The following is a 14,206-nucleotide window of genomic DNA, read 5'->3' as shown; positions in this document are numbered from 1 at the left end:
TTTCTTCCTGCTCGTCTAATATCTCCGAGTAATTTTCGGGAATTAACGCCATACTTACACCGCCTTATCTATAACGAAATATAGTTGCGTATCGTCGTCGCCAATAATGATGACGCGATCCCCTACCGCAAGACCAGCGTCAGCTGCCGTCTTCGAAACGATTAAGTCGTCCATGTCGAGGTCGATTTCGTCAACTCCGACGCGAATCTGAAGGTTAGGCATAGGCGCCAACACTTCGCCTAGCTCGATGGTGACATCCTTGTTGTGGCCGTGTTGGCGGATTAGTTGGACGAATTTCGATGCCGATGAGCCTTCGAGTCCAATGCGTTTATCCATCGTCAAATCACCCTCCTTATTTGCATGTAGTGACTGCCCCAGTAGCCCGTCGTATAGCTGTGTTCCTTGCAGCCAGACGAAGCTAAGCTGACGCAAAATCCTGGTCGCGTTACGATGCCGACGTGTGAAACTCCGCTTCGATACGTTCCTTGGAAGAACACTAAATCGCCAGCCCGAGCGTTGACCTTCGAAACTTGCGAGCCTTTTCGAATCTGCGCCGATGTTCCTTGACCGATATCCTTGCCGATGGCTTTCTTGAATACGTAGTTAGTAAATCCGGAACAATCGCCTGTACCACCTGGGATGTTCTTGCTTCCGAATACGTACCGGATTGATCCCTTAAAGCTACGCGCCAACTTAACGACGCTGGCCGCCTTATCCATTGCGGCACTTCCTGACTCGGCATTTGCTGCGAGTTTCTGCTTCCACTTGCTTTCGATGCTCGCCCATTTACCCGCCTTGCTCCGTGCGTCTGCCCGTCCTTTGCCTCGTTCAAGAATCGCAACTTGAACATTCTTTACTCCAAACGCTCTAGCTTTCGAAGCCACGACCGCGATGTCAATTTTCTTATTCTTGATAGCTCCGCCGGTATCTTCCGCAAGGTAAAGTCCGCTGTATTCGTTGGCACTCGGTACGTAAACCGCAACGACTGAGCCGAGTGGAATTACGTTAGGGTCGACGGCGATGGTACGACCTTCGACTACCTTAGTGCTACTGGCCGTTAAGCCCGTGCCGCTTCCGTTTATGCCACCGAGCGATGGCGCATAGGCTGTTGCGATGTAGCCCGTCGTATACGAGATACCTTTGATTTTCGAACCGTCGATAGACATTGCTGGACCAGCTGTTACCTTAGCCGGCTCTTCCGGAGGCTCGTATTCTAGCTCGTTAAGTTCAAGCGTTTTCGAAACGGTAAGGTCCATCGAATGAAGTCCGTTAGGCTCAAACTTGTGCGAATCGGTAATAACGTAAAAGCCTCCGCTAATGCCCGTCATCTTTTCGCTGACCTGGACCATCTTGCCGGAGATAATCGACTTGTCTCCGAGAGCCTCTACGCTGGATTCCTTCGCCACCTTGTTGAGTTCCTTCAGCAATGCATTGGCAATCGGCTTGAGTTGTGCGTCCGTCTTCTCGCTTTCGTGATCCTTCTCGCGCATCAGACCGTATTTCTTGATGGAGTCCGAATCGCTGACCGCAACACCTTTCGATTCCTCGCCGTTCTTACCCGTCAGCCGGACCGAGTTGCGAAGGTCTTCGATTGATTCCGAGTAATTGGCGCTAAGTAAATTCGAGCCGTCCTTTATAATCAAGCGCTTTACCTGCGACTTCTTTTCATGAAGCACAAGCTTTCCGCCTTCATTCCCAAGCATAAAAACCCTGCCGGTCTTCTTTCGAGTTTCCGTCAAGGCTATCGTAATCATGTCGTATATGGATTTATTGCGCAGGATTAGCTTCGGAATTACGTAGCCTGTATCGTCAATATCTCCGTAAGGAATATCGAACTTCTTACAGATCGTGCGGATGATTTGCGAAGCCTTCTGCTTAACGAACTTGATGGAGTCCGAGTTTTTCGTAAGGTAGTAGTTATAGTCGTACGCAGTGAAACTGAAGCTTCCGTCGCTAGCTATTTCCGTATTGAAGATAACGCCGCGGAATACTTCGGTTCCATCTACGTAAAACCGGATGTCCTTGCCGACTTCAACGTCAACCGCCTTAGTCGTCCCGTTTACCGTATTGTTCAACGATACATCGCACGTTCGGCTTGCCTGCGTTGTTTCCCCTGACCATTCTATCGACGTAACTAAATCCGTCAGTTTAACGTAACTGGTCGAGCTATTGTAGTACCGAAGTGAAATACTCATTTCGGAATCACCAGCCGTTGCTTCGGATAAATTAGATTCGGATTCTTGCCGATGAGTTTCTTATTCGCGTTGTATATCTTACGCCACTTCATCGCATCTCCGTATATGGACCGCTTCTTTGCGATATTCCACAGGCAGTCGTCTTTCTTGACTACGTAGATTTTCTTCGGAGCTGGCTTCGGCTTTGGTGGGCGTGGTTTCGGCTTCGGTTTCTTAATCGTAACCCGCTCGACTTTAACCTCGCGCCATTCCTTTAAAGACAACGAAAAATAAACGTCGCCAGGCGAGCCGGCACGCTCAGCTTCGACCTCAAAGTCGCGGATTGTTACTTCCACATTTACCGCCGCAGCTCCCGTCACGATATAGCGAATAGGCTGCCGCTTATTGCGCCAGCTTTCGATTTTCTTTACGAATGAAGTAGGGGAGATGAAGTTAGAGTATCCGCAGTATGTCGGATTGTACATCGAAGGCCAGAACGTCGAGATTTCAAATTCCTTTAGCCCACGCTTTTTTGCTACTGTAATTTCGCCAAGACCTTCGACCTCTACGTCGTCATATAAAAATGGCGAACTATATGCGTTTGACTCCGGATTAACGGGCAGACGCAACTTTTCTTTACCGCTGATTAACCAATATTGAACCGCCATTATGCGCCTGCACCTCCCGCAGCTTCGACTTTCTTAACGAATAAATCGAACAACCTATCCGCATCTTTCTCCGTAGAGCCTGTTCCGTGTAAATGAATACCGCCGAAATTGTACGTATTTCCGCCACCTTTTCCGGACGAATACTCTTTGTTCTCTTGCTTCGTAAGTACGCGTTCTCCTCGGTGAGCGTTGATAATAGTGCCGTCGCGTGGTACGTAGGATAATCCGCCGGCTGCCGATATTTGTCTTCCTTGGCCCGTCGATTTGCTATATTGAGGAGCACTTGTAACGTTGCCCCATGATACACGAGGTACAATTGGAATATTTACGCCAGGTATTTTGTTAAGGACGCCAATCATGCTGTTTACCTTAGAAATTACCGTGTTGACCATCGTACCTGCTTTCGATGCGATAGTGTCGAAGTTTTTCCATATGGCGACGCCTGCTGAGACGATTGAACCGAACGGCCCTAACAAAGCGAGTACTCCGTATTTAAGGACGCCAAGCTTATTCCATAGCTCGATAGTTTTCGATTTGACCGTATCCCAGTTTCGATACAAGAAAACTCCCGCCGCAACTAACGCCGCAATCGCTGCAATTACAAGCCCGATAGGGTTAGCGAAAAGCGCTGTGTTTAGTCCAAGTTGAGCTGCAGTTGCCAAAAGCGTTCCGGCTCTATATGCGATCATCAGTTGATTTATCGTGCTAACGATCATCATTCCGAGCATTGCGGCCCTTAACGTAACAAGTCCGGCACTAATCGCGATAACAACTTCGCCAATCATCGGCCAGTTAAGGATGATGTAATCTCCGACTTTTTTAGCGAAATCGTAAACTAGCGAAATAGCTGCGCCTAGTGGGGCGAAAGCATCCTTCGTGGCTGCGATGTTTTGTTGAATCGTTGGCCAGTTCGTTTTAATGTACTCTCCGAATTTAGCAGCCTCCGAACCTAGGAAAGCAAACGCCTGACTCATCGAATTGAAGAATCCGTCCAGTTTACCTGCGCTTACAGCCTTATCGATATCCTCTAGCATCGGCTTAAGGTGTGCGAGTGCCTGGAACCCCATATCGCGGAGTTTAACTTGCAAGGCTTCTTTAATACGATTTATAATTCCGAGTGATGCGTTACCCATCTCTTCGACCAAGTCTTTAGTCATGTTCATTTTGTTGAATAACTTATCCAATTCCGCGAGCTGTTCTTTTAACGGAAGATTCTTAATATCGTTTAAGGCTCCTCGGGGAAGTTCGAATCTCTCAACTAATGACTGCGTATCTCCCGAAAATAATTCACGTAAGGCCAATACCGCCCCCTCTACGCCTTGAACCGGATCCACCGCAACCAAACGCTCAGATAAGTCCCACATTTTTTCTAGTTCTTTTAAGTCGGTGCTTGCCGCTAAAAACGATTTACTGTTCGAATACATAGCCTGCGTATCTAATACTGGGGAATCAATCGCAAACTTATCGATCATTTGCATGTACTGCTTCGATAAACTCTTATCGTCGATCATCGCTTCGATAACGATTTGCGACTGCTCCATTTTCATTGCGGCGCCCACCGTTGCATTTAGCGTTTTTTGAATGCCGATTACCGCCCCGATTCCTGCAGCAACTCCCGCAAGGCTTGCCGTGTAATTGCGTGAACTCGCAGTCATAGTGCCGAACGATTTGGAAACCCGACTCCCTGAGCTGACAAATCTTCCTTGCTCATCGCGCAATCGCCCGTTAGCGTCCCGCGTACCGTTTGTCGTTTTTCTGAACGACTCCATTTGTTTCGATATACTCCGCAAAGGCTTCGTCATTTTATCAACTAGCGACAACCTGGCCGTTAAGTCGAAAGCCATAAGTTACCCCCTTTCTCGTTCCTTCCGCTGCTTCTCCTCTTCCTCGAATGCGAGGTCCATAGACGCAAACATAAATAGCTGGTGGCGCCTATCCATCTGATACACTTCGTCAGGTCGTATATTGTGCCGTTGGAATATAGCGTGCAATAAGAACGCCTCACCACCGGCATTAATTAGTTTTTTATTTCTTCGATTTGCTCCTCGGGATCGCCGAATCCGGAAATGTCCAGGATTGCTCCAGTAATGGTTGCGATTTCACCTGCAAGTAACGCCTTCTGTACGCAATCGCCCGCGTCTGAAGCTCCATATTTTTCAAGCAATTTCGAATCGCCGAAGTTAAGGTTTACGGATGAAGCAGCGATGATATTTCCTCCGTACTTTTGCTCGTCGATATGCGCTTGGCGTTTCGCGCCTTTTCCTGTGTAATGCGTAGCCTGTTCGCTAATTCTGCCGATTGTTTTTCCGTCGAGTGCCTTTACGATTAAGTCAACGCCTAAACGTTTTAAGGGAACCGCCTTCTCGACCTTAATGTCTGCGCCAAGTAGCGCCGCTAATGGATCCTTCGTTTGTTTCGCCATCTATAAAAACCTCCTAGGTAATTTTCGAATTTAAAGCGAGCCACCCGAAGGAGCCCGCTAATTGTTACCGCTTTTTGATTTCGTCAAGTAATTCGTAATTGCTAAATGTAAACGGGAGTTCTTCTTCAACGATTGTTTTAACTTCGAAAGTGCTCAACGGAATACGGTCAAACTGTACACCTTTTAAGCGAATACGTTCTGCGCCGAAAGCTTCCGGGTCATCTAGTTTATAAATAAGCTCCGTTACGAAAGGTTTACCGCGATCTTTTGCGATTGAACCAATCCGCTTAATAAACTCCGAAGTAACCTTATAGCCTTTGATATTTCCCGTACCAGTTAGTCCGGTCGCTTTATGTCCAGTCCATCGTGTCCCAGATAAATTGATTTCTTCTTTGTTGATTTCGACGAGCGCTTCTGCGGATGTAACGTTAGTCAGCCACACACCGTCGCTCCATACTTCGCCGTACGAACCGTTAATTACGCGAGTTGCGTCCATAGCCATTTATATATCGTCCCTTCTTCGTCAATTAGACGTTAATTGTTAAGAAAATACGCTCCATCGAATCAATCTCGCGATAAGAAATCTGCATGAAGACCGTATCGCCAACGCTTGGATTCTGCGCATCTAGTGCGACCACGATATCTGTTAGTACGTTGTTGCTTTCGAGGGATTCGAGATAAGCTTTGATTGCGCTAATAAGAGCCGCTTGCCCATCCGCACTATTGTCGAGCTTGCCGATGTAGTTGTCGCGAGCCGTCTTTTCAACGTCCGTAGCAACCGCTTGGCGTGCGCGAGTGGAGCGAATCTTAGTTCCGCCCGTCGTAATGCCTTGCTCGATTTTCACCTTTTCGCCGTCATTGACGAGAACGAGTGAGCCCGCTTGTAAGGCCGTAATGATTTCGCTGTTACGTAGGCGTTTCGTCACATCGTCGACCGCTACTTCCGTAAAAGTAATGGAGCGATTAATTGCCGTACCTGCGATTAAGCCTGCAATATGAGCCGCATACTTTCCACTTGAATACGAAACGTCTCCGATAGTTACGCCTGTAATCAGGTTCACTACGTAGTCGTCTAGCAACGCCGCTGAGCGAGTGTTTCCTGTCGCTGGATTTGCGTCATCTGCCGCAGTTCCGCCCGTAACGAACATGAAGTGCTTGCGTTCTGCGCGGTTTGCGACTACCCATGCCAACGTATTAGTTCGTTCGGTTGCGCTTGGCTCTCCGTCGAATACAAAAACATTGAACGGACGTGCTTCGAATGCATTGCGCATGTCTACGAAGTCCGCAGTTGCTGGCGTTGCTGGCATCGTATAAACGAGCACCTCTTTCGCGCCGCCTTGTAGAGCGAATTTAATCGATTGGATGTTAGCAGCTCCGAAGAGTTCCACCGCACCCGTTTCGTCGCTCACCGTGTAAAATTGTTTCGCCGTAGCTGATCCGCCTGTATACGTGTTTAACGGGATTGCTACGATTCCCCTTGCGCCGCCCGTGATTTGTCCCTCCGCTGCATTTACGAAATTCGTATATAAGCCGGGGCGAATCGGTAGGTCCGCGGGATCCCATTGAGTAATTGACATCTATTTGTCCTCCTCCGAAATTACTGTTGTGTCTGTTTCTAAGTTGTTGATTGGTTCGTATGTTTCTTGCGTCCGTGATTCGCGTAGCTCCGCTTCTAACATGCCGATGACCGCATAAACCCCTGTTGTCTCCGTCTTGAACGATTGCGACAAAGAAAAAGACCCGATACGTATGTACCGAGCCGTGCTTCCTAACGGAATTATTTGTTTATCGTTCATCTGGCGTTCGACCGCCTGCATTTTCGTTAAGCAATCGAGCTGGCTAGTTCCGAAGTAAACGAGCTGATACGTCTGATCGATGCGATAACTGGACGCTGTTTCTGTATTCGTCGTACTTCTGACGAGCTCAATCGCAAGCTCTGCCACCTTGTATGTGTCTGGCATATTCTGCAACTTAAACGTGGCGCCCGGTAGCTCAGGCGCAACAAAATCGCGAATACTTTGAATCTCCGTTTTAATGTCCGCCAAACTACCACCCCGCTCCTTTAAGTGCTTCCGATATCTCTTCTTCGAGCATACGTTTAAATCTCGCCCCATCCGCCGATTCATCGAGGAACTTCTTCACGGTGCCTGGCGTCCTGAGCGACTTACCGCCGGCATTTTCTTCGTGAATATAATAACCGTAGTTAAATCCTTTTTGCTTTGCGTTAGCTGTAACGATAACCTTCGAATTGAGTTCCTGCCCTTCGACGTCACCCGCTATCTGCCTGCGTAAATTGCCAGTATCTAACGGAGCAATGTCGCGAGCTCCACGAACCCAGTCGTCCTTGATATCGTCCGTCGCCTGCTTAGCTCCGCGTCCAGCCGCTTCCGGTGACTTTTCGATTAACTTGCGCAGTGGTCCGAGGTCTAGTTCGAAGTCTCTCGCCATTATAAAAGCACCGCCGTTAGCGTAGGCTTTCCGTTAATCATGCGGATGGGTTCAATCTTTATTGGAGTACGTTGGATCTTCACGCCTAATTCGTTCGTGTATTCGATTACGTCGTCGTAACGTACGTCCGGTAATTTGTTGAACAATATTTCCATTCCGCTGACCACTTCTTCGCCTAGCTGATTTTGTACGACTTGCGTTATCTCGTCTACGCGACATTTTAACGTGAAGCTAGTCGGTACGCCGCCTTCGCCCCATTCGTCCGGCTCGCCTTTACGTTGAATGGTTACGGTTTGTTTCATCGGGATCATCGCCATTACCGTACCGACCTCCCCCAACGCGGTTTAGTCAAATTTACTCCACCGTTAGCTTCGCTGATTATGGCGATTGCGCTTGGAGGAATAATCGTCGATAAATCTACTTCCGAATTTCTAAAGGAGAACGCTATCCCTTTAACAGAAAAACTCTGCACGCCGTATTGTTGCATTTTGTACGTATCGTTAAAGACCGTCGCTAGTTTAGGAACAAACTCGTAAACTGCCTCGTCTGGAATTACGTAGTTTTTGTAAAGATTGAATAACGCCCTATTTGCTACGTTTATTAAACGCTGCTTTCGTTCATCATCCGAATCATCCCAATCCTCGACGTCAATAACGTTCTGAGAAATATAATCGTCAGCTTCGAAAATAGATAAAGCCATCTAAAGCACCTCCGTTTTATTTTTCAGAGGGTTTAGCTTTCTTCGGCTTTTCCTCCGCCCGTTTCGGTTCTTTTACTTTGGGTGCTTCTTGCACTCCCCGTTTTTCTTCATGCCGCCTTAGTAACATCAAAATCACCCCTTATTTATTAAGCTTTTGTTTGTAATTTAACTACTTTTGAATCGTCTTCAAGAGCAGCTACGTAATGTTCGTGAGCAGCGATAACAGTCGATCTTGTAAGGACATCGCGGTCATCTTCGACTACTACATCTCTCTTAAGGTAAATTGCAAGGGCGCCCGGTTTAACGATAAAATTTGTGTATACACCAGCATTGTTAGGGACTTTATTTGAAGCTACTACTTGGCAACCTGCGATTTCGCCGACTGTGCCAGTCATGAAAGCGTTAGGAACATTTGAAATGAAGTTAGGATCTTTACGTAAAGTTCCTTTTTGAAGTGGGTGAATGAACAAGATTTTTTGTTCGTCATCTTCCTCTTGGAATTTATCGATTGCATCAACAATTGAATTGTAAGAAATAACAACAGTGGAAGCGTTTTGTAGTAATGTTGCTCCGTTCAGTGCAGTTACCATGTCTTTATCTACTTTTGCTGCAATAGAATCCTCTAATTGACGACCTGCTTCTCCAACAGGATCGCCGTAACCAGCAAGTACCGCTTTGTCCGTAATTTCAACTGCTTTACCAGCCTCTTTAATTGTTACTGATTGAGTAGTTGTAGTAAGTACAACCGTGCCCATTGCTACCCCTTCTGTAAGGTCGTCTGCATCTCCGATATAACCGTATTTAGGAATCGTTACCGAATCACCGGCTTGACCGACTAAAGTTGTATCGATTCTTGCTAAAGGTGAGAATTTAATTTTGCTCGGTAGAGCTGCTGAAATCATGTCTGCCATTACCTGCGGATTTACTAAGTTCGTTAATTTTGTTTGTGCCATTTTGAAAACACTCCTCGTTTTATATTTTGTTAATAAAAAAAAGCAGTTAGCTCTAAGGGCTACCTACTTAATTGCTTAATCTTTTATATAAGTCTGGATTGGTTGAATAAAGATTCGTTCTCTCGCTGTAACTCATTTTCTTAAATTGTTCTTTTGTAATTGCTGTTTTTTCGCTTCCGTTCGTTTGCTCGCCGACCGGTTGCTGTGGTGCTTTGCTGAATAAGCCTTTCGTTTCTGCTTTGTTAATCCATTCAAGTTTCAACTCAGGCGTAAGATTTTCCGGTATTAAATCGCGGAAATTCTCCGGAATTGCTTGCAGTTTCGTTTCGAGTAATCCGTTAATGACTCCTTCGAGCTGCTTATTTCGGTCCTCAACGCTTGTAAACTGGGCCTTAAACTCAGAAAATTCCTTTGAAGTTGTTTCGTATAACGACTTAAACTCTCCTGATTCTTCCTTTGCTCTACGATCCGCGGACTGCTTCTCGACTTGGAACTCATCTAGCTTCGCCTGCGCATCCTTGTATTTCTGATTAATCTCGTCGAAACGGCTTTTCGGAATCATTACTGCCTTTTCCGCTTCGTTTGGAGTCCCCGCTTGTTCTTCCGTATTTTCCGCCCCGTCAGGCGAGCCAGCGTTTTCCTCCGCAAAGAATTGTAAATCTAAATTTAGTAAGTCATTTTTAATCATGTTTTTTGCTCCTTTCGTTTTTAACGTGCAACGACACGAATTTACGTCTTTTTATGACTTCCGCAAGGTCAAATATTAAACTCGTTCGGGCTTGCGTTTGGGCGTTATAAGATGCCGGCAGAATGGGTGGAAAATCTCGTTTTTCGGAAGGTCGCCGATAAATACGTAATCGCCCGGTGCTCCTCGCGTAAACTTTACGACCTTGCCCTCCCATTTGGCGCAGGCATCTTTCGCTCCGTGCTTACTAATAATGCCGTAAAGTACGTCCCTGCTGAGCGCTTCGTTTATGGTCGCCTCTTTGTGCGCTTCCATCATTTTCGAACGTACTAAAACATTTACGTATTTTACCGGCCTCCACTTGCGGCCCGCAGCATCGATTATTCCGGTATTAACCGCTTCTCCTAGTTGCTTTCGTAACTCTGCGGTGATGTCGCGTCGTAGCGTTGCAGTTGAGTTAATGCCTCGCGTTAGATTGTTCCGCATGACTTGCGCGCTAACTTTCCGTACGGTTGCCCGGACTTTCTTGTCTACGTTTTGTGTAACGGCCAGTAGGTCCGATTGAGTATCCGCGATTGCCGCTTTAACAAGCTCTTTATTTACTCGGTTAAAAGCGACTATCTGCTCGGCTTCAGCGACAGTGTCGACGACTCCAAGCGATAGGATTGCGTTGATTACTCCGTCCTTCGCCGCCTTTTCAATACTTAGCTTCGCAAGTTCGCCAGCTTCTTTGTTTAGCCCGTTCAATATTTCACCGACGGACTTTAATGTTGCTAATTGATTAGCCCGACTAAACTCTGATAAGTCCATGCGCTCTAGTTCTCGTAAGATGTCGTCGATTGCTTTTTGGTACGCTTTTACTAACACTTCGGAATCGTAATCGTAATTAAGCGTTACTTCTGGCATTAGTTATCGCCTCCGCCTCCGTTAAAAACGGTAGTATCGACGAAACTTTCGGCTTCTTCTTCTTTGCGAATTCTCTCGAGCTCAATTTCGGCCTGCTCTTCTGTGTATCCGTGAACTTCCATAATTGCGCTAATCTGTGATTGAGTTGCTTTTCCTGAAGTACGGACTTGCGCTATTTGTGCTTGCTCCATCTCGTCGTCAGGTAATCCGTCCTTGAATTTAATTTTCGGTACGGTAATTTCGTATTCTGGCTTCGTGATCGACTTCGCATGCTCCAAAAGTTGCGCGAGAAGTAAGACGTGTTTTAAAGCTTTGTTGTAATACTGGCGTTTCCGGTTTATCTTCGAAAGCAATGGATTCATGCGCCACTTAACGGCTAATCCCGATGCTCCTGACGTACCGCTATCGGTCTTACCCAATGCGACGGGAGGTATTTCAGAAACAATCAATAGGTGTTCGAGCAATATTTCGAGTTGCTTAAAGGCTGCATCGAGTTGCCCGTTCCACACTACATATTGCGGTATAATCTCGCTCTTATCTAACACTTCGACGACCTTGTGCTCGCTCGTTTTAAATGTTGGATTACCTAGCGCATCCTCGCCCAGTGTTCCAGCCGGCACTACTAGCAATGGATCCGAATGCTTATCAAGAATTTCTGCTATTCTACTGAGGCGATTGTCAATTTCTGCGAATATAGATTCGTTCTCGCTGATGTCATCAATCCCTTGCCAATCGTCATCCGTCGAAAAATTAGGTGCGTGAACAACTAACGGAAAAGGTACGCCCGTCAATACTTCCTTACGTCCGCTTACGATTTCGTCGATAATCTTCCACTCAACAACTGCGTTTTCAAACTTAGAATTCCGAAAAGGGTTAATTCGGTATTTCGAATACTTAATAGTTCCGGGGTAATGCGATTCAACGTTCAATATCCAATCTTGATCGCCCGTTCCATCTACGACTGTCGGTACCGCAATATGAAAAGCGTAAACTGATGTATCGTCACCGTCTAAGACTTCCGGAAATACGTACTCAGCTTTTTGTGCTTCGATAAACACTCTAAATGGGTCTACATCTTCGTTTAGCAGTCCTCCGTATCTTTGGCCCCATCGTATCTTATAAAAGGAATCCCCTCGATAAGAGTTCGATAAAGCTGATTCATAGTTAGTTATGTGTAAATCGTTATCCTCGACTAATCGCTCGATTGCCTTTTGTTCGTTCGAATTTGAATCCTTACCAGCGCTGAAAACAGGCGTTTCCCCGAAAAGAAAATCTGCCGACTTTTTAGCAATAGTTCCCGGTAAGTTTGAAGCAATAAAAACAAGGCTAGTCTGTTCTCCGGTTAAAATGTCATTATTGAACAAGTTGTGATTCCCTTTAAAGATCATTTTATTTTTCCGATACCGTTCTACTCGTTCTTGATGAGATTCCGGCGGAAAATACTCGCCGATATTAAAGAAGCTCAAATAACGTACCCCCTCTTATCTATGTTCCTGCAGGCTTCGTTCGGTATGTCCTGCGCACCCTTCCTCCGCCGATTACGTTAATGACTCCAGCTAAGCTATCCGGAAGATCGTCATGCTGGCCTGTCGGGAATTGTTCAAGTTGCTCTAAAAGTAAGCTGTGATGCTTATTGAAACGCAAAAAGCCACTTTCACAAAGAGGCTCCAATGCTTCTATACGTTTTTCTTTCTGCGCTCCGTGATGTGCAATGGGCTTAAGTTTAGTACGGATGTAAATACGTTCCTTAGCCAATCTTTCGCTTAATTGACGGTGCATGTCGTGACCAACGCCGATCGTCTCAACGGCAAAAACTACGTGTTCGAATTCCTTTATTTTCTCTACTGCCTTATCAAGCGCAACGTGAGCGAGGCATTTCTGCGCCCATGCGTCCACAATAAAAATAATGCCGGTTACTCGATTTTGTGCTATCGTAACAATTGCATTATAATCCGCGCGTGATGTCCTGCCAGCGGCTACGTCCCAATATGCGTAATAGTCTAACGGCATCGGGCGACCTCGATCATCGTATAAGTCGGACTCGTCGTAATAACGGAACATGTTCGGATTAAATATTTGCGATTCTTCGTCCCGCGGCTCGTTCTGATATTCTGTATTAAATGCCTTTGAGCCATTTGACCATTTCCACGTTAATAGCTTCCATATAGACTGTACTTCAGGCCATAGCACGACCGACCCTTCGTCCATTTCCGCCTTGTTTTTCTCGTAGAATTCGCGGGCTTTTGGCTCTCGTTCGTTGATTGGAATAGTATCGCTTAGATATATGGCTTTGCACTCGTCCCAAAGGTCCATTCTGTCCGGATCCTTTATGAGCGCCCGATACTTCTTCGATTTAAAGTCCGCTCGATTATGCAATAATTCGTTAAGTAATGAGTTTTCATGTACGACCGTTCCCATTACGATAAAAGCCGTCTTCTCACCTTTCGCGTCTCCTAACGGCATTACCGTTTGAGCCATCCAATCCTTAAGCTTCTCGCGTTGCTCTTTCGTTGCTGCGTTTGTTTTAATATCTTCGAGATCATCCCCGATTACCAAGTCCGGGCGTACGCCATTCCAATTTCTACCGCGAAGCGCTTGCCCCGTCGAAGCCGCTTGAACCATCGTTAGTAACTTAGGCGTGTCGTCCCCCTGCGGCTCCCATGCGATAAAGGAAGTCTTGTTATCCTTCGGGTTTAATTGTTGCTTCGGAGATAGTAAAGGTCCGAAATCACCTCGAAGCTTTTCGTTATTTTTAAGCTGCGTAGCAAGCCACTCAAGATTCGGCTCGGATACGGAGGGAGTTTCGGAAATCAATATAATGTACTTACGTTTACGAAAACACGTTTCCCTCAGTGGGGCGGCCTTACTTAAGTACGAACTTTTTCCGTGAGATCTAGGCGCTGCCCTTACGATTTTGGCGTTCTTAGCAACGTTCGAAACTTCGTCAATACTGCCGCATATTTCCCGATGGAATTCAGGCCCCTCTTCCGCAGAACCGAGTTCAAATCCGTCCCAATTTCCGTTATTCCCCGGATTAAACGCTTCGCTAAAGTATTCGAGTGCGAAGTAAAGCAAATCATCCTCTGCGCGATGAATTCGTTTAAGTCGCTCTAGTTCGTCCATAAAGCCGGCTAGTTCTTCGTAGTCGGAAGGAGCCAGGTCGCCATCCAATTCCTTTTCGAGCATGATATCGATTAACTCCGCCGTGCTATCGATTAATTCTTGGCGTTCTATGCGCCCGATCCATTTT

The 14,206-nt window shown here is 46.4% G+C and carries 16 protein-coding genes; all 16 read right to left on the bottom strand.

Annotated elements, in window-relative coordinates:
• Positions 1-54: 54 nt before the first annotated feature.
• A complete protein-coding gene (locus J7I90_RS02045) occupies positions 55-336 on the bottom strand; it encodes a DUF2577 domain-containing protein (RefSeq protein WP_214768168.1) in 282 nt (93 codons plus the stop codon).
• 2 nt (positions 337-338) lie between these two features.
• Complete coding sequence (locus J7I90_RS02040) at positions 339-2,195, bottom strand: XkdQ/YqbQ family protein (RefSeq protein ID WP_483861556.1); 1,857 nt, start codon at positions 2,193-2,195, stop codon at positions 339-341.
• Positions 2,192-2,842 (bottom strand): LysM peptidoglycan-binding domain-containing protein, encoded by a 651-nt coding sequence (locus tag J7I90_RS02035; protein WP_214768166.1) that lies wholly within the window; start codon positions 2,840-2,842, stop codon positions 2,192-2,194. The genes J7I90_RS02040 and J7I90_RS02035 overlap by 4 nt, the downstream gene beginning before the upstream one ends.
• Positions 2,842-4,686 (bottom strand): tape measure protein, encoded by a 1,845-nt coding sequence (locus J7I90_RS02030; RefSeq protein ID WP_214768165.1) that lies wholly within the window; start codon positions 4,684-4,686, stop codon positions 2,842-2,844. The genes J7I90_RS02035 and J7I90_RS02030 overlap by 1 nt, the downstream gene beginning before the upstream one ends.
• Positions 4,687-4,859: 173 nt before the next feature.
• Entirely contained in the window at positions 4,860-5,264 is a 405-nt protein-coding gene (locus J7I90_RS02025) for a phage tail assembly chaperone (RefSeq protein ID WP_214768164.1), read from the bottom strand.
• Positions 5,265-5,328: 64 nt separating this feature from the next.
• Entirely contained in the window at positions 5,329-5,766 is a 438-nt protein-coding gene (locus J7I90_RS02020) for a phage tail tube protein (RefSeq protein WP_214768163.1), read from the bottom strand.
• A gap of 25 nt (positions 5,767-5,791) precedes the next feature.
• On the bottom strand, positions 5,792-6,841 hold the full coding sequence (locus J7I90_RS02015) for a phage tail sheath subtilisin-like domain-containing protein (RefSeq protein WP_214768162.1): 1,050 nt from the start codon (positions 6,839-6,841) through the stop codon (positions 5,792-5,794).
• A complete protein-coding gene (locus tag J7I90_RS02010; RefSeq protein ID WP_214768161.1) occupies positions 6,842-7,309 on the bottom strand; it encodes a hypothetical protein in 468 nt (155 codons plus the stop codon).
• Between the two features lies 1 nt (position 7,310).
• The gene (locus J7I90_RS02005; RefSeq protein ID WP_214768160.1) at positions 7,311-7,712 is read right to left on the bottom strand and encodes a hypothetical protein; all 402 of its coding nucleotides are present in this window, start codon (positions 7,710-7,712) and stop codon (positions 7,311-7,313) included.
• Positions 7,712-8,029 carry a hypothetical protein gene (locus tag J7I90_RS02000; protein ID WP_214768159.1) on the bottom strand — a complete coding sequence of 106 codons (318 nt, stop codon included), beginning with the start codon at positions 8,027-8,029 and terminating at the stop codon, positions 7,712-7,714. The genes J7I90_RS02005 and J7I90_RS02000 overlap by 1 nt, the downstream gene beginning before the upstream one ends.
• Positions 8,029-8,412, bottom strand: coding sequence for a hypothetical protein (locus J7I90_RS01995; protein WP_214768158.1), 384 nt, complete (start codon positions 8,410-8,412; stop codon positions 8,029-8,031). Before J7I90_RS01995 ends, J7I90_RS02000 begins: the two co-directional genes overlap by 1 nt.
• A 146-nt stretch (positions 8,413-8,558) precedes the next feature.
• Positions 8,559-9,365, bottom strand: coding sequence for a N4-gp56 family major capsid protein (locus J7I90_RS01990; protein WP_214768157.1), 807 nt, complete (start codon positions 9,363-9,365; stop codon positions 8,559-8,561).
• A 67-nt stretch (positions 9,366-9,432) separates the two neighbouring features.
• On the bottom strand, positions 9,433-10,053 hold the full coding sequence (locus tag J7I90_RS01985; protein WP_214768156.1) for a hypothetical protein: 621 nt from the start codon (positions 10,051-10,053) through the stop codon (positions 9,433-9,435).
• Between the two features lie 75 nt (positions 10,054-10,128).
• The gene (locus J7I90_RS01980; RefSeq protein WP_214768155.1) at positions 10,129-10,956 is read right to left on the bottom strand and encodes a phage minor capsid protein; all 828 of its coding nucleotides are present in this window, start codon (positions 10,954-10,956) and stop codon (positions 10,129-10,131) included.
• Positions 10,956-12,422: a phage portal protein gene (locus J7I90_RS01975; protein ID WP_214768154.1), complete on the bottom strand. Its 1,467-nt coding sequence runs from the start codon at positions 12,420-12,422 to the stop codon at positions 10,956-10,958. The genes J7I90_RS01980 and J7I90_RS01975 overlap by 1 nt, the downstream gene beginning before the upstream one ends.
• 19 nt (positions 12,423-12,441) lie before the next feature.
• Positions 12,442-14,142, bottom strand: a complete 1,701-nt coding sequence (terL, locus tag J7I90_RS01970) for a phage terminase large subunit (RefSeq protein ID WP_214768153.1) — start codon at positions 14,140-14,142, stop codon at positions 12,442-12,444.
• Positions 14,143-14,206: the final 64 nt, after the last annotated feature.

Source organism: Bacillus sp. ISL-57 (assembly GCF_018613135.1).
Lineage (GTDB): Bacteria > Bacillota > Bacilli > Bacillales > DSM-1321 > Peribacillus > Peribacillus frigoritolerans.
Note: the sequence above shows the minus strand (reverse complement) of the source record. Positions and strands in the feature narration are given on the sequence as shown.

What these genes read in the sequence shown, in the direction of transcription:
- J7I90_RS02040 (WP_483861556.1), bottom strand. Translation starts at nt 2,195, where the DNA reads ATGAGTATTTCACTTCGGTACTACAATAGCTCGACCAGTTACGTTAAA.
- J7I90_RS02025 (WP_214768164.1), bottom strand. Translation starts at nt 5,264, where the DNA reads ATGGCGAAACAAACGAAGGATCCATTAGCGGCGCTACTTGGCGCAGAC.
- J7I90_RS02015 (WP_214768162.1), bottom strand. Translation starts at nt 6,841, where the DNA reads ATGTCAATTACTCAATGGGATCCCGCGGACCTACCGATTCGCCCCGGC.
- J7I90_RS02020 (WP_214768163.1), bottom strand. Translation starts at nt 5,766, where the DNA reads ATGGCTATGGACGCAACTCGCGTAATTAACGGTTCGTACGGCGAAGTA.
- J7I90_RS02005 (WP_214768160.1), bottom strand. Translation starts at nt 7,712, where the DNA reads ATGGCGAGAGACTTCGAACTAGACCTCGGACCACTGCGCAAGTTAATC.
- terL (WP_214768153.1), bottom strand. Translation starts at nt 14,142, where the DNA reads ATGCTCGAAAAGGAATTGGATGGCGACCTGGCTCCTTCCGACTACGAA.
- J7I90_RS02000 (WP_214768159.1), bottom strand. Translation starts at nt 8,029, where the DNA reads ATGGCGATGATCCCGATGAAACAAACCGTAACCATTCAACGTAAAGGC.
- J7I90_RS01980 (WP_214768155.1), bottom strand. Translation starts at nt 10,956, where the DNA reads ATGCCAGAAGTAACGCTTAATTACGATTACGATTCCGAAGTGTTAGTA.
- J7I90_RS01995 (WP_214768158.1), bottom strand. Translation starts at nt 8,412, where the DNA reads ATGGCTTTATCTATTTTCGAAGCTGACGATTATATTTCTCAGAACGTT.
- J7I90_RS02035 (WP_214768166.1), bottom strand. Translation starts at nt 2,842, where the DNA reads ATGGCGGTTCAATATTGGTTAATCAGCGGTAAAGAAAAGTTGCGTCTG.
- J7I90_RS01985 (WP_214768156.1), bottom strand. Translation starts at nt 10,053, where the DNA reads ATGATTAAAAATGACTTACTAAATTTAGATTTACAATTCTTTGCGGAG.
- J7I90_RS02030 (WP_214768165.1), bottom strand. Translation starts at nt 4,686, where the DNA reads ATGGCTTTCGACTTAACGGCCAGGTTGTCGCTAGTTGATAAAATGACG.
- J7I90_RS02045 (WP_214768168.1), bottom strand. Translation starts at nt 336, where the DNA reads ATGGATAAACGCATTGGACTCGAAGGCTCATCGGCATCGAAATTCGTC.
- J7I90_RS01990 (WP_214768157.1), bottom strand. Translation starts at nt 9,365, where the DNA reads ATGGCACAAACAAAATTAACGAACTTAGTAAATCCGCAGGTAATGGCA.